The following is a 14,624-nucleotide window of genomic DNA, read 5'->3' on the forward strand; positions in this document are numbered from 1 at the left end:
TACGTTCTCTCCTTCTAGTTGTCTCAGAGCTTTCTTTTTTTGAAGTTGCGGATTAAGAAATAACCACAGACCAGCGCAATGACCGCAAGGAATACGTACGCAATATTGGAGTAAATATCCATGAATTCAAGGATTGTATCCCATGAGCCTCCAAGTGCAGCTCCAACAGTAACGAGTATAATATTCCAAGTTAACGTGCCTATAGTGGTAAATAGCAGAAAAAGACCAAACTTCATCTTTGACATCCCCGCGGGAATCGAGATCAGACTACGAATAACAGGAATCAGCCGACAAAATAACACTGTCCAGTAACCGTAACGATCAAACCATTTATCCGCTTTGCGAATATCTTCTTTTTTCAGACGTAAGAAACGACCATATTTCTCTATCCATCTCTCCAACTTGTCAACATTAATGAGATACCCGATGCCGTACAATATTACTGCACCTAAAATTGAGCCTAACGTAGCTGAAATGATAACTCCTGTTCTCGTCAAACTAGTATAAGTCGTCATAAAGCCGCCAAATGTCAATATAACCTCTGATGGTATTGGCGGGAATACATTTTCAAGAGCAATCAGCAATAGAATTCCTATGTACCCGAACTGCTCCATCGTATCTGTAATCCAGTTGTCCACAAGCTGCCTCCTATCCCTTCCTGTCCAGTACCAAACTCTCTATTAAGTTCGTTCGCAAACTACAGTTCTTCGTCATCCCAAAGCAACTGTTTTTTATTTTTGCGTGAGATCAGTTTAATACCACCACCGATAAGAATAACCGAGACGAGCGCCGGACGCAAATATTCTTGAATTCTGTAGTAGATTCGCAAATCAGGATACCATCTATCAAATGTAGGAACGAGCAAATTCATCACGATATAATAAATCCCTAGCAGAACCAAAATAATCCCCAGCCAATGCTCCTGGTTAGCTCTACCTTTTATTAAAGGAATATCCTCCATAGGCAGTATGCCATAGCGACTTGTTTGCTGTAATCCATCAAAAAAGCTGTAGAACCAAATAACTGGAACGATGAATAAAAACACCGACAGTCTCAACACATCGATTATATAGAAGCTGCTCAAAAACAGTACCATTAGCTGCAGACCTCGTTTTTGAAGTCCTAAATACATTTGTCCCGCCCCAGGAAAAGCTGATAATAATGTAGCAAGCACTTTACTGCGTCTGCCTTCAATTCTACCGGATTCCCATTCATTAAAAAGAGTACGATCTTCAAGCAATTCCCCTGCTTGTTTGCGATGAATGAGCTGCACCGCGTCAAACATACAATACAGCCATATGATCGGGAGCAAGCCTAAAAAGAGCAAAAATACAGATTCATGCGTGATGCCCGTGACAAAAAACATCATAGTGATCAAGCCGAAGAACATAATAAGGAAAGATAGTCCTCTTTGCATCAAGCCCATTTGAAAATGTCCCAGACCCGGAATGAATGATAGCAAAATTGTAAAAAACCGCTCACTATCAGCTTCTCCCTTTCTCATGGCAGGTACATAACCTAGTTCCTGTCCCGCGTTCTGTAAATTTACAGGGTGCCGAAGCATAGAGATGAACAAATCGATCATACTGATCACCCAGAGAATACAAGCTAAAACCAAAGCAACTAAAAATATTTCCCCTTCACTACTCATCGCAGCCAGCACACCGCCCATAAATAGTCCTCCGAAGAACATGAGCGGATAGGTAAAACCTCTTCCTTTATTGCCCCAATATAAATGACCGAGCCCCGGCAAAAAATTCAAAAGGAATGCCAGCATTCTATTTCGATAATATTGCAAAATTTATCATCCTTTCTTGTTCTACTTTTTAGGCGAAGGGTCTCTTAAGGAATCCATCCATTTAGAGGTTACATTCATCCATTTATCGCTTATCGATACCGTTCTGTTCCTGTCCATCGATTGACCCGCCTCTACTGACAACAAATCAAAAAATCCACTTCCCATGAGCAATAAAGTGATAGATGCAGCAATAAGATAGTGGTAGAAAGGGAGATTCCGGCTACTACTGACTTTCGATTTCACAGCCTGCTCAACGCCTCTCTTTTCACTAGAAGGAAGTGCAGAAATGATACACTGAGTAAACAATTCTTGATTGCCGAGTGTAGGCAGCTCTCCCTTAAGTTCCTCCAGCTCATGCAAATACATCTGAAAAGTCTCTTCATCCTCAATCAGAAGATTTTCAAGCTTCTGTTCTTTTTCAGGAGGTAATTTCCCCAGTATGTAATCACTCCACAAAGCATTTTCTCGATGTCCTCCTTTACTCATCTCCATTCCTCCTCCTTCCAATGCTCACGCATCCAAGCCCTTGCGCGGTACAATTTAGATTCTACTGTTTTCACCGTCACATTTAGTTCTGATGCTATTTCCTCATAGCTTTTTCCTTTCAGATAGAACGAAGAAACTATGATTTTGTGTCCTGGCGGCATTGCAGCGATTTTATTTCTGAGCTCCTCACTTTGCTCAATATCTATAATTCCTTGAACCACCTCTGGCTTCTCATCAATCACTTGAAGATCGACGTCTATCGGATCCCATTGTTCTTCACGTCTGCGATCCTTCTTTCGCTTGAGATCTATTGCCTTGTTTAAAGCGATTCGAGTCATCCATGTCTTGAATCCTTGAGAGCGGTAATCGGGGAGAGATTTGTACACCTGGAGAAAAGTTTCCTGTGCTGCGTCTTCCGCTTCTTTTTCATCTCTAAGCACTGAGAATGTTACTTTAAAAATATAGTCCCCATACCGTGTGACAAGCTCTCGAAAAGCGTTCCGCTCACCTCTCCTGATTTTCAGGATTAGCTTCTCATCATCAATAACTCTCCCCTCCTTCCCTATTAAATAGACGTATCAAAACAAAGTTACCCCTGCATTAGTTTTAAAAAAATATTGAACTTTTTTCTACGCTATTACGTTACGTTTGTGTTAATTTAAATAACATTAATTTGTTATGTATTTAGAAACTAGATATATAAATTTTAATATAAAGCAGGAAACCGGCGATAATATAAGGTTTAATCGCTTTCATCATAAAATATGAGTTTTGTTATTATATCTAACATGGATATATAATCACTTCAAGGAAACACAATCCGAGTCACATAAAGTTACATAATTCTCACACATCATGGAGGCTGATTCAATGCAAAAATGGAAAACTAACAGTTTAAAATGGATTCTAGCAACAGGACTTGCGGTAACCGCCGTACTTCCAAACTTGTATGCATCTCCAGCATCTGCAGCTACTGTCAATACAACTCAAGGTTCTATTGTAGCAGAAACGGTTAAAAAACTGCCTAAAGTACAGGTTATCGCAACTGGAGGCACGATGGCCGGACAATCCGTGGATGCAACGAGCTTTACCAATTATAAAGCAGGAACTTTGCTTATTGAAGACATGGTGAAATCATTACCGAACAAGGATAAAATTGCCGAAGTAAGCACTTATCAATTCGGAAACTCTGGGTCAAGCGCATATACAATGCAGCAATTATATGAGTTGTCTCTCAAAGTGGATGAAGCTCTTAAAACCCAGGATGGTGTAGTAGTTACTACCGGAACAGACACCATGGAAGAGATTGCTTATTTCCTGGACTTAACGGTTCGCAGCCCAAAACCTGTAGTCATCACAGGATCGATGAGACCGTGGACAGTCATCGGAACGGATGCTCCTGCCAATCTCTACAATGCTATCAAACTCGCCGCTAGCGGCAAGACAAAATATTTCGGTACAGTACTTATGCTCAATGATGAGTTTCATGCAGCTCGAGATGTAACCAAGAGCAACTCCTACCGTACTGATACATTTGTTACACCTGAAATTGGTGCATTAGGTTACATTGACGGTGACGTCATTTCTGTATATCGTGCTCCATTCCGAGCACTAAAACCAGCAACCTCATGGGCTACACCTTTTGATTTGACTAAAATCTCCAAATCAGATTTAGCCAAAGTTGAGATTGCGTACTCCTACCAAGATGCTGGAGCGGGTGCTATTAGCGGCTATGTTGCATCAGGAGCTAAAGGTATCGTAACTGCGGGTACTGGAGCTGGAGGGATCTCGAAAGCGATGAGCGAAGAACGCAAAGCAGCCATTGAAAAAGGCGTGATCTTCGTAACGACGACACGCACCGGATCTGGCAGCAACTACAGCAGTGGTGAAGGCATCATTGCAGGCGGCAACCTTAATGCATCTCACGCCAGAGTTATGCTGCTCCTTAGCCTTTCGTTCTCCAAGGATTTCGAAACAATCAAAGGTTGGTTTGAAACCTATGGGTATGGACAAATCGAGCTCAACAAGTAAGCGATCATGACCAGTTTCATAGTTAATACCTGATTTTACTTAACTCGTACGTTCTTAACCATGTTATCCTCTCCCCAATATATATATATTTGGGTCAGCCCAGTGATAATGTTTCCTATTCTTCACTGATGGCTGACCCCTTTTTTTATTTTTCAATTAATATGCTATAACCAGACTTAAAATCGACTCAACCTCACTCTTAGAAAATTGTATATCTCTTCCGCAATGTTTACATTACAGCATGACTCCAACCCTTCAAACCCGGGTGAAGAATTTGCTTCACATATTTTATAGTGCTCCCCGTCAAAGAGCAAATCAATGCCGGCGATATCGAGATTCAAAAGTCTGGCTGTTTCAAGAGCCAGCCATTCAATTTCAGGATTGATCTCATAGGGCTCAACCTTGCCCCCGCGTGAATAATTCGCTTTGAAGCTATCATTCCCGGAGAATCGCTTCATCGCTGCAACGGCTCTTCCCCCAATTGTAAGCACACGCAGATCCACCCCTCTGCTTGACTCTACAAATTCCTGCAATATCATCGTAGCATTCTCTTTATATGCGTTAATCATTTCAATTAAATCAATAAACTTTAACTTCGTCTCAGCAAGAAAAACTCCATTCCCCTGTGATCCTGATATCGTCTTCACTACTACAGGGAATCCCAAATGCTTTTCTACCAAGTCCACATCGACCTTCGAGCGTATCAGCATCGTTTTCGGAACAGGTAAATTGGATTCTGCTAAAATCTGTTGAGTATATAGCTTATCTTTTACTGTATCAATACTCTGTGAAGAATTAAATGTACGAACACCCAGACGCTCCAAATGACGGATCAGTGCCAGTCCAAAATAATTAGTGCCCGCCCCCATCCTCGGCAACACAAAATCAGGAAGCGGCAGCACCTCCCCATCAACCATAATACTCTTGCGATCATCTCTGGTTACAATCAGTTCGAACTGTTCAGGAGCGAGCACACGTATATCGATCCCTTGCTTCTCCGCTTCATCAATAAGCCTCTTAATCTCAAACATCTCAGGCTTGACCTCATTCACTAAATGCTTATATATAATCCAACCGATCATAACAACTCCACCTTCACAAAATACTATTTTTACACATTTTAACTTTATCATTGATTCTACTAGATTGTATGATGATAAAATCAAATTGATGTAAAAATATTACACGCAAAAAACGGCCTCAGCAGGTTGTTCGCTGCGGCCGTTTATATTGCTAGTATTTAGTTCTAGTATGAGTCAATGAGTATAATGTTGCTATCTCATCCCGCCTCTGAATCTCTGGGTATAAGCTTTGGCATCCTCTACAGTTTTCACACGATTTCGGCTCCACTCTAGCAGAATGCGGTCAATATAGCGAAAGTGTACTTTGCCAGCAAACACCGCTTCCTTGAGGGCAAGCAATATCAGTTCATCGGGATATCCGTCCTCATCCACCCATCCCGAAATAGTCTCACATTCCATTGGTGTTAATGGACGTGCAAATTCCTTTTCAAAAATGACGAACAAATTACGTTCCTGTTCATCTCTGGATGGCAAAGGCGCTTCCTCCTGCTGGGTCGGGGTAGTGCCACGACGAACCGAAGAACGCTGCTCGGCCATATGCTGTCCGAGCTTTGCATACATCCCTGAAAGATTATAGCGTTCAATTTGAATACCCGTTCTTTCATCCAGATCCTCATCAATCGATATCCATCCGTCCTTCATCAGACGTTGGATGACTTGCGGAAGCTCTCCGGGAGCCGTTCCCATTCTTGACTCCAGCTGATCCATTGACGGAAAATCGCTCTGCTCACTCTGTCTAAATGCAAGCAGTTGCATAAGCAGCATCACTTCCATTTCCGATAAGCGAAGTGCTCCGTAATGCGCCAGTAGTGCATAGGGAACATTCACGGTCCCAGACTCCAACCCGTAAGAGATTCCTTTTGCCCATACCTTCCAACCTTCGCTCATGGCCATTCGCTTCTCTACCTTTCTTATGGATAAAGGCGGTACAGCATACGAGGGAAAGGAATCGTCTCCCGAACGTGATCAAGTCCGCATATCCACGCAACAGTACGCTCCAATCCAAGACCAAATCCGGAGTGTGGAACTGAGCCATATTTACGAAGATCCATATACCACTTGTACGTCTCTTCGGACAGATTATGTTCCTTAAAGCGTTCTTCCATCAATTCAGGATCATCAATACGCTGAGAGCCGCCAATAATTTCTCCGTATCCTTCTGGAGCAATCATGTCAGCGCAGAGCACTACTTCTGGACGATTTGGATCAGGCTTCATGTAGAAAGCCTTAATTCCTGCAGGATAATGTGTTATAAATACAGGTTTTTCATACTGCTCTGCAATCGCAGTTTCATGCGGTGCACCAAAATCCTCACCCCAAGGAATATCAAAGCCTTTAGTATGCAGGAACTCGATTGCCTCATCATAAGTTATACGAGGGAATGGAGCCTTAATACTTTCAAGCTTGCTGACGTCTCTTCCTACGGCCTCCAGCTCATCCTTGCAGTTCGTCAGAACAGATTGTACTACATGTGAAATAAATTGTTCCTGCACCTTGAGGCTTTCCTCATGATCTGTAAAAGCCATTTCCGGTTCGATCATCCAGAACTCAATCAAGTGACGACGTGTTTTGGATTTTTCAGCACGGAAGGTAGGTCCGAACGAATATACTTTCCCAAGCGCCATCGCAGCAGCTTCCATGTAAAGCTGACCACTTTGCGTCAAATATGCATCCTCATCAAAATATTTCGTATGGAACAGATTTGTTGTTCCTTCTGCAGATGTAGGTGTCAAAATAGGCGGATCGACCAATGTAAAGCCATTTTGATCAAAGAACTGCTGCACCGCACGAATGATCTCCGCACGAATAACCATAATCGCCCGCTGCTTGTTGGAACGAAGCCACAGGTGACGATGGTCCATTAGGAAATCAACGCCATGTTCCTTCGGTGTAATCGGATAATTTTCCGTTAAATGTATGATCTCCAGATCAGTAACTGTCATTTCGTAGCCTGAATGGCTTCGAGGTTCTTCACGAATAACACCTGTCACATACATCGATGATTCCTGAGTCAAACTTTTGGCATTGTTCCAAGTTTCTTCAGAAACCTCACTCTTTACTACTACAGCCTGAATATAACCAGTACCGTCGCGAAGCTGCAAAAATACGATTTTTCCACTGGAACGCTTATTATTAAGCCAACTGCCGATCACGACGGTTTCGTCGACGTGCTCATTAACCTGACGGATCACACTTTTGATCGCCATGTCTATCTCTCCTCTAACATACTATGTGGTTTATTATTGGTTTTCCTGAACGATACGATAAGTATCGCGAGCAATCATCAATTCCTCATTCGTTGGAATGACCAATACTTCGACTTTGGAGTTAGGTGTTGAAATGCGGCGAGGTTCACCAGAGCGTATTTTATTCAATTCCGGGTCCACTTCCACGCCAAGATAAGTTAGGTTCTCACATACTTTTTCACGAACTACTACGGAGTTCTCACCAATACCTGCAGTAAACACGATAACATCTACTCCATCCATAGCTGCAGCATAGGAGCCGATGTATTTGCGCAAACGGTATTCGTACATTTCAAAAGCTAACGTTGCGTTTGGATCACCTTCAGCCATGCCGTCCGTAATGTCACGCATGTCACTGCTGGAACCAGAGATCGCAAGCAAGCCGCTGTGCTTGTTCAGCATGGAATTCACTTCACTTAAGGATAGCTCTTCCTTGTTCATAACAAACGTAACTACAGCTGGGTCCAAATCACCACTACGAGTACCCATCATTAGACCTTCAAGCGGAGTAAGCCCCATTGATGTGTCCATGGAAACCCCACCTTTAACAGCAGTCAAGCTACCGCCGTTGCCGATATGACAAGTGATAATTTTTAAATCTTCGAGCGGACGATCCAAATATTCAGCCGCTACTTTACTGACATATTCATGAGAAGTACCATGTGCTCCGTAACGACGGACATGATGTTTCTTATACAATACTTTAGGGATTGGATACAAGAATACCTTCTCTTCCATCGTTTGATGGAAAGCTGTATCAAAAGCTACGACTTGAGGCACACCTGGCATGTTCTTCTCAGCCGCAGTAATACCCAGCACGGCAGGTGGATTATGAAGTGGAGCCAAATCGAAAAGACGACGAATTTCTGACTTAACCTCTCCAGTTACGAGCGCTGAGCCCTTGAAAACTTCGCCCCCGTGAACAACGCGGTGTCCAACAGCCTGGATTTCATCTACTGACGCGAGAACACCACATTCTTTATCAATCAATTTGTCTAGTACTTTACGGATTGCCGTTGTATGCTCCAGAATTTCACTGACTTCAGTTACTTCTTCCTTGCCAGTAGGTTTATGTGTAAGAATGGAAGAATCCATACCAATACGTTCAACTAAACCTTTAGCCAAAACAGATTCGTCTGTCATGTCATACAATTGATATTTTACTGATGAACTACCAGCATTAATGACTAAAAGTTTCATATCCGGTCACCATCCTTGTCGTATTTGAAAAATCCTTCGCCTGTCTTCACACCCAGTGAGCCAGCACGAACCATTTTCTTCAAGACAAAAGAAGGCCGGTATTTCAGTTCGCCAAATTCACGGAACATACGCTCAAGAGCTGCCAGTACCGAATCCAGACCGAAACGGTCTGCCATCTCAAGAGGTCCGTATTGGAACTGATAACCGACGCGCATAGCATCATCGATATCTTCAGGACTTGCAACGCCTTCTCCAAGCACATGGAGAGCTTCGTTAATCATAAGACAAATAATTCGGGAAGTAACGAATCCCGGAGATTCATAAACCATGATTCCATGCTTATCAACGACTTCTTCAACGAAACGTTTCGTTTCTTCAAAAGTGGTATCCGATGTTCTCAACCCCCGAATAATTTCGACTAAATTGATTTTCGCCACAGGATAAATGAAATGCATGCCTATTACACGCTCAGGATAAATAGTTGAGCCTGCAATTTCTGTCAAGCTAAGTGTAGACGTGTTGCTTGCCAAAATAATGTTGCTTGGACAAACCTGGTCAAGCTGCTTGAATACTTCTCTTTTTGCATCCAAATCCTCCGAAATGGTCTCGATCACCATATCACAGGTACCGAGTTCGGCAAAATGAGTAACTTTATGAATTTTCGATAAAATTAATTTTTTCTCTGCTTTCGTAATCGCCCATTTCTCGAGCTGCTTGTCGAGGCTCGTTTCTATCATGCCATAAGCATGGTCAAGTTTCTCCGCTGTTTCTTCTACGAGTAGTACATCAAGTCCTTTGGCTGCAAGCATTTCGCTTATGCCTTGGCCCATAGTACCGCCACCAATGACACCTATTCTTTTAAAGTTCATGGTCTTCTCGTCCCATCCTTTCGCCTTCATCTGCATCATATTGTTCCTTGATGTCGAATAATACATTCTTTAATACCCAACTTCTAATAATACCTTAGCACGAAGAAAAAGTAAAAAAAATAACCGGCATAAATTTTTATGCCGGTAAATTGCTTCTGTCACCAAATTGACAACGGAATTGCTCACCAGAAAGCCGTTCTTCCCGAAGTAGTATTTCTAGCGAATGATCAAAAATTTCAGAATATTCCAGCAAAATCTGTTTGCTTCTCGCTGCTAGATTCTCTAAAATTGTCGAATTTTCTTTCATCAGCACTTCTGTTGTCACCATATCCATGTTTACTATTCCCAGAGATGTCAGTCCTGATGTCATCATGGTGTGAACAATATTTAACGCTTGTTCAAAATCATTGCTGGACCCTGTACTGCGTCCCCCATAATATATCTCTTCAGCGGCCGCTCCGGCCAAAGCAACAATAATTTGGCCCTCCAGGTATGCTTTGGTATATAGATACTTCTCATCCTGAGGATTGTGACGTACATATCCAAGCGCCCTGCCACGAGGGCTGAGAGCTACCTGATTTACACTGCCTGGCGAGACTGCTTCCGCAGCAATCGCATGTCCCAGCTCATGGATCGCAACACGACGTTTTTCTTCCTCTGTTGATTCGCGGTCCGTCTTTTCACCAAGCATCACTTTATCAATAGCCAGAGACAAATGGCCCTGCTCAATTTCATCAAGTTCATCCCTCATGGCATAGATCGCCGCCTCGTTCATGACACTTTCTAGCTGTGCGCCTGAGAAGCCATATGACTCGTCAGCTACTTTATCAAGGCTAACATCCTTACTTAACGGTTTATTAACCGCATGCAGCTCCAGAATATGACGTCTACCCCTTTTATCCGGAAGGTCCACCTGAATATGCCGATCAAAACGACCAGGTCGAAGTAATGCACTATCAAGCATCTCCTTGCGGTTTGTTGCAGCTACAAGCAAAATTCGCGGAGAATCGGATGTATAAATACCATCCATTTCAGTTAGGAGCTGGTTCAACGTCTGATCATATTCACGCTGTTGACCCCCTTCACGTTTACCTCCAATGACATCAATTTCATCTATAAAAATAACCGCACTTTCCTTATTCTCCTTAGTTGCCCGGGTTTTTGCTTCTCTAAAAAGCTCACGGATTCGACTAGCCCCGACACCAATATACATTTCTACGAACTCACTGCCTGAAGAGGCTACGAACGCAGAATTAGTATATTGCGCAGCTGCTTTTGCTAACAATGTTTTACCTGTTCCCGGAGGACCTGTTAACAGAATACCTTTAATCGGACGAATACCGAATTTTTTGATTTCTTCATGACGAACCATAAAATCAAGGGCTTCACGCAGCTCCTGTTTGGCACTCTCCTGACCGCCAATTTGATCAAAAGTCAGCTTATTGGAAGTCGCGATCTTTCGTTTATTCTTTTGCGGAACCAGTGCAGTAATTCCACCACGCATTTTGATGGCAGCATACATCACGCCTGCCAATATGAGGATTGCTACTAAAGGAAATACATTGACCCCAATGAAAGCCAGAAAAAGAACGAATACAGGTAAAAACCCGATTCCAATCTCAAGAATCCATTTTCGCATCACAGCACCCCCATTTTTTGAGGAGCACGAGGTAAAATAATATACTTGCTGCCCTGTGCATCCGTAAGAGTGACGTATACGTTGTTTTCGTCCATATCCGCACTAGCTGTTACTGAATTGTTCTTTGTTTGCAGCTTATCAAGCGTTGTTGTAATTTCGGTGTACTGTTTGTTCTCCATCGCTTGCGCAACTGGGAACAAAGCTTCTTCCCACAGATCGTTCAGTGTTTCCGGAGCATTATCCTTTACTTCTACCTTGAGCTCGCGATCTCCGATCCATTGTTTACCGTCCTTCTCCATTTGACGTACGAGCTCACCCAAGTTGCTTCCCGTAGTCAATTCCAGCTTAGCAATTACCTGAGTCTGATTGATATCAAGCTGTACTTGATGAACACCATTATAGCTCTCAACCATTTTCTCGAACGGGCTCTCCACCGCCCACTGTCGATAGGCATACAAACCACCAAACAACAGTAACGCCGAAACCGCCACGCTCACAACAATCGGTACTATACGCAGTTTCACGTGTTATCCCCCTTATATAATAATATATCATTCACGTATATACTAAACACAATAAATAGTATATCACAGAGTATATACGATTTGGATTAAAATCAGCAATGATTACATCTATTTATCTGGTACTCTATCCGCAAACTTGTTGTGTATCTAAATGTTAGCAGATATCGACACAAAAAAAGATCTTGTCACCATCCAGATCAACATCCGGTAAGCAACAAGACCTTTTATATAGATTAGCGATTCGGCAATGTAAACACTTCTGAAAGCGGAGCACCATCACTAAAGCTGAAGAATCGATAGTAATGATGAGCCTTTTCTTTATAGAACAATTGCCACACTTCTTTGCCCTCATAAATTCCAGGAACCAATCTGATGATATCTACTTGCGGGAAATCCTTATGAATGATACTAAGAATACGACTTTCTGATACACCTTCGCTAAGCAATTTCACCGTAGGCTCCTTGCCTTCAAGCAGCCATACCACCACGTCCTCGCCAGCTTCATTCTTACCTTCTACAACCCAGCATACTTCGTCCCAGACCGATTTCCATACCTGATCGACTTCAACAATGCCAGCTTCGCTTTTAGCCCGTTCCATAGCGGCTTTCTCACCCTGCCACAAATCCTGCTGTATAAAAATATAGAATCGATGAAGGCCAAAGATTACGAGCAGGAGGATCAGTATGGATAACAAGATCCATTTCGTTCTCTTCTTCAACCTTCTCTTCCTTTCCAGATCCATGCGATAAACGGTATTTTCATCTTAATTATATTTATACTATTCATCTTATCGAGAGAGCAAACCTTCAAACGCAGATTGTGCTTCAAAACGTACACGTTCCTCATCCAGTGTCAAGCATTCTCCGTTTCTGACCACTTGTTTGCCGTCAACCCATACATGTTCAACATCCTTAGGACCAGCAGAATACACTGCATGTGAGACGTAATCCGTCCGGGGTAGGAAATGAGCCTGCTCTGTGTTCACAGCAATAAAGTCTGCTTTCATTCCAACTGCTAATCTACCCGTGTTATCCAGGAAAAGAGACTTCGCACCATAATCTGTACCCATCAACAGTGCTTCTCTTGCTGGAACAGCCGTTGGGTCTCCTGACACACCTTTATGAATAAGGGCAGCAAGTCTGATCTCCTCGAACATATCAAGATTGTTGTTACTCGCTGGACCATCAGTTCCAAGTGACACAACTACACCAGCCTTAAGAAGCTCTGGTACTCTGGCTATTCCACTAGCCAGCTTAAGATTACTGCCCGGATTGTGAGATACTGTTACCTTATGAGCTGCGAGTACTTCAATTTCTTCGTCTGTTAAATGAACAGCGTGAGCAAGCAGCGTTGGACGTGAAAACACTCCAAGGTTCAATAAATGCTGCACAGGGCGAACACCGTAATCATCCACATTTTGCTGAACTTCTGCTCTAGTCTCCGACATATGAGTATGCAAAGGCAAATTCAAGTCGTGCGCAGCCTGAACTAATTTCTCGATATAATCTGGCGGGCAGGTATATGGCGAATGCGGTGATATCATTGTCGTAATTCGTCCATCTGCTTTCCCATTCCAATCCCGAGCAAATGCAACAGCTTCATCCAGCTTTTGTTGCTGTACCTCAGGCGGACATAAACCAATTACTCCACGAGTCAGCACTGCGCGCATTCCTGATTCTTCAACAACTTTACCTACTTGATCCATATGATCGTACATATCAAGGAATGTCGTCGTTCCACCCTTCAGCATTTCAAGCGCAGATAGAGCCGTCCCCCAGTATACATCTTCACTGGTAAATTTAGCCTCCATAGGCCACATTTTTTCTTGAAGCCATACTTGAAGCGCTAGATCATCTCCATATCCACGAAGCAAGGACATAGCAGCATGTCCGTGGGTATTGATAAGTCCCGGAAGAAAGAGCAGACCTTTACCATCAAAAGTTTCAGCCCCTTCTACTCCTTCAGGCCGTTCCTCACCGACATAAGTGATCTTATCTCCTTCTATCAACATGTACCCGTGAATTACAGGTTTGTTTGTATCCAGTACTGCAAACGCTCCATTTTTGATCAACCATTTACGACTCATCTACTGTTACTTCCTTTCCAGCATTCAAATAATACGCCAAGCTCATCAGATCGGTTGTGAAATCTGCCGCATGAACACGCACATCTGAAGGGACCTTAAGAATTGTCGGGGCAAAATTCAAGATCGCGCCAATCCCCGCCTCCACAAGCTGATCTGCTACACGCTGAGCCTCGATATTAGGTACAGTAATTATACCGATTCGAACATGATTTCGCCTTACAGTATCAACCAACTCTTCAATGGGCTGGACTGTAATGCTGTTAATTTGGGTTCCGATTTTTTCTGCTGATGTATCAAAAATAGCAACAATTTTCATGTTGTCCTTAAGATACGCATTGTAATTGGATAATGCTTGCCCGAGATTACCTGCCCCAACCAGAGCAACATTGATTTGTTGGTCAAGATTAAGTATCTGGCGAATCTTCTCAATCAGATATGACACATCATATCCGATGCCTTTACGGCCAAAATCACCGAAATAGGCTAGATCCTTACGTATTTGTGCAGGGTTGAGGTCCAGCTTTTGACCTAGCTCCTGAGACGATACCGTTGGAACTTCACGGCGGCTCAATTCATTAAGATAACGCAGATATACCGGCAGCCTGCGCACTACAGCATCCGAGATTTTTTCTGATTTCATAGGTCTTCCCCCTAAATTGGCA

General features: G+C 42.9%; 15 protein-coding genes. 1 reads left to right on the forward strand and 14 read right to left on the reverse strand.

Annotation, left to right across the window (positions count from 1 at the left end):
• Positions 1–23: 23 nt before the first annotated feature.
• The 4 genes from BLS49_RS10685 to BLS49_RS10700 are packed head-to-tail and all read right to left on the reverse strand — an operon-like array spanning position 24 to position 2,850.
• Positions 24–638 (reverse strand): DedA family protein, encoded by a 615-nt coding sequence (locus BLS49_RS10685; protein ID WP_091229571.1) that lies wholly within the window; start codon positions 636–638, stop codon positions 24–26.
• Positions 639–697: 59 nt separating this feature from the next.
• Entirely contained in the window at positions 698–1,798 is a 1,101-nt protein-coding gene (locus BLS49_RS10690) for a hypothetical protein (protein ID WP_091229574.1), read from the reverse strand.
• 21 nt (positions 1,799–1,819) lie between these two features.
• Positions 1,820–2,284 (reverse strand): hypothetical protein, encoded by a 465-nt coding sequence (locus BLS49_RS10695; RefSeq protein WP_091229577.1) that lies wholly within the window; start codon positions 2,282–2,284, stop codon positions 1,820–1,822.
• On the reverse strand, positions 2,281–2,850 hold the full coding sequence (locus BLS49_RS10700) for an RNA polymerase sigma factor (protein WP_091229580.1): 570 nt from the start codon (positions 2,848–2,850) through the stop codon (positions 2,281–2,283). Before BLS49_RS10700 ends, BLS49_RS10695 begins: the two co-directional genes overlap by 4 nt.
• Before the next feature lie 304 nt (positions 2,851–3,154).
• Between BLS49_RS10700 and BLS49_RS10705 the strand changes: the two genes are divergently transcribed.
• Entirely contained in the window at positions 3,155–4,315 is a 1,161-nt protein-coding gene (locus BLS49_RS10705; RefSeq protein WP_091229583.1) for an asparaginase, read from the forward strand.
• A gap of 176 nt (positions 4,316–4,491) precedes the next feature.
• On the opposite strand, the gene BLS49_RS10710 is transcribed toward BLS49_RS10705, so the two are convergent.
• The 10 genes from BLS49_RS10710 to BLS49_RS10755 form a co-directional block, all read right to left on the reverse strand.
• Positions 4,492–5,397: an ATP-grasp domain-containing protein gene (locus BLS49_RS10710; RefSeq protein ID WP_091229586.1), complete on the reverse strand. Its 906-nt coding sequence runs from the start codon at positions 5,395–5,397 to the stop codon at positions 4,492–4,494.
• 192 nt (positions 5,398–5,589) lie between these two features.
• Positions 5,590–6,291 (reverse strand): DnaD domain-containing protein, encoded by a 702-nt coding sequence (locus BLS49_RS10715; RefSeq protein WP_091229589.1) that lies wholly within the window; start codon positions 6,289–6,291, stop codon positions 5,590–5,592.
• A 17-nt stretch (positions 6,292–6,308) separates the two neighbouring features.
• On the reverse strand, positions 6,309–7,604 hold the full coding sequence (gene asnS, locus BLS49_RS10720; protein WP_091229591.1) for an asparagine--tRNA ligase: 1,296 nt from the start codon (positions 7,602–7,604) through the stop codon (positions 6,309–6,311).
• Positions 7,605–7,637: 33 nt separating this feature from the next.
• On the reverse strand, positions 7,638–8,843 hold the full coding sequence (locus tag BLS49_RS10725; RefSeq protein ID WP_091229593.1) for an acetate/propionate family kinase: 1,206 nt from the start codon (positions 8,841–8,843) through the stop codon (positions 7,638–7,640).
• Positions 8,840–9,712 carry a 3-hydroxyacyl-CoA dehydrogenase family protein gene (locus BLS49_RS10730; RefSeq protein ID WP_091229703.1) on the reverse strand — a complete coding sequence of 291 codons (873 nt, stop codon included), beginning with the start codon at positions 9,710–9,712 and terminating at the stop codon, positions 8,840–8,842. Before BLS49_RS10730 ends, BLS49_RS10725 begins: the two co-directional genes overlap by 4 nt.
• Positions 9,713–9,848: 136 nt before the next feature.
• On the reverse strand, positions 9,849–11,351 hold the full coding sequence (locus BLS49_RS10735) for an AAA family ATPase (RefSeq protein WP_091229595.1): 1,503 nt from the start codon (positions 11,349–11,351) through the stop codon (positions 9,849–9,851).
• Positions 11,351–11,875, reverse strand: coding sequence for a hypothetical protein (locus BLS49_RS10740; protein WP_091229598.1), 525 nt, complete (start codon positions 11,873–11,875; stop codon positions 11,351–11,353). The genes BLS49_RS10735 and BLS49_RS10740 overlap by 1 nt, the downstream gene beginning before the upstream one ends.
• A gap of 233 nt (positions 11,876–12,108) precedes the next feature.
• Positions 12,109–12,594 carry a cell wall elongation regulator TseB-like domain-containing protein gene (locus BLS49_RS10745; RefSeq protein ID WP_091229600.1) on the reverse strand — a complete coding sequence of 162 codons (486 nt, stop codon included), beginning with the start codon at positions 12,592–12,594 and terminating at the stop codon, positions 12,109–12,111.
• A 69-nt stretch (positions 12,595–12,663) separates the two neighbouring features.
• Positions 12,664–13,962 (reverse strand): amidohydrolase, encoded by a 1,299-nt coding sequence (locus BLS49_RS10750; protein WP_091229603.1) that lies wholly within the window; start codon positions 13,960–13,962, stop codon positions 12,664–12,666.
• A complete protein-coding gene (locus BLS49_RS10755) occupies positions 13,952–14,602 on the reverse strand; it encodes a redox-sensing transcriptional repressor Rex (RefSeq protein ID WP_091229605.1) in 651 nt (216 codons plus the stop codon). Before BLS49_RS10755 ends, BLS49_RS10750 begins: the two co-directional genes overlap by 11 nt.
• Positions 14,603–14,624 lie beyond the last annotated feature (22 nt).

Source organism: Fontibacillus panacisegetis, assembly GCF_900102215.1.
Lineage (GTDB): Bacteria > Bacillota > Bacilli > Paenibacillales > Paenibacillaceae > Fontibacillus > Fontibacillus panacisegetis.

Bases quoted from the DNA above. Each gene is read 5' to 3' on its own strand.
- BLS49_RS10695 (WP_091229577.1), bottom strand. From the start codon at position 2,284: ATGAGTAAAGGAGGACATCGAGAAAATGCTTTGTGGAGTGATTACATA.
- BLS49_RS10705 (WP_091229583.1), top strand. From the start codon at position 3,155: ATGCAAAAATGGAAAACTAACAGTTTAAAATGGATTCTAGCAACAGGA.
- BLS49_RS10710 (WP_091229586.1), bottom strand. From the start codon at position 5,397: ATGATCGGTTGGATTATATATAAGCATTTAGTGAATGAGGTCAAGCCT.
- BLS49_RS10715 (WP_091229589.1), bottom strand. From the start codon at position 6,291: ATGGCCATGAGCGAAGGTTGGAAGGTATGGGCAAAAGGAATCTCTTAC.
- asnS (WP_091229591.1), bottom strand. From the start codon at position 7,604: ATGGCGATCAAAAGTGTGATCCGTCAGGTTAATGAGCACGTCGACGAA.
- BLS49_RS10725 (WP_091229593.1), bottom strand. From the start codon at position 8,843: ATGAAACTTTTAGTCATTAATGCTGGTAGTTCATCAGTAAAATATCAA.
- BLS49_RS10730 (WP_091229703.1), bottom strand. From the start codon at position 9,712: ATGAACTTTAAAAGAATAGGTGTCATTGGTGGCGGTACTATGGGCCAA.
- BLS49_RS10735 (WP_091229595.1), bottom strand. From the start codon at position 11,351: ATGCGAAAATGGATTCTTGAGATTGGAATCGGGTTTTTACCTGTATTC.
- BLS49_RS10750 (WP_091229603.1), bottom strand. From the start codon at position 13,962: ATGAGTCGTAAATGGTTGATCAAAAATGGAGCGTTTGCAGTACTGGAT.
- BLS49_RS10755 (WP_091229605.1), bottom strand. From the start codon at position 14,602: ATGAAATCAGAAAAAATCTCGGATGCTGTAGTGCGCAGGCTGCCGGTA.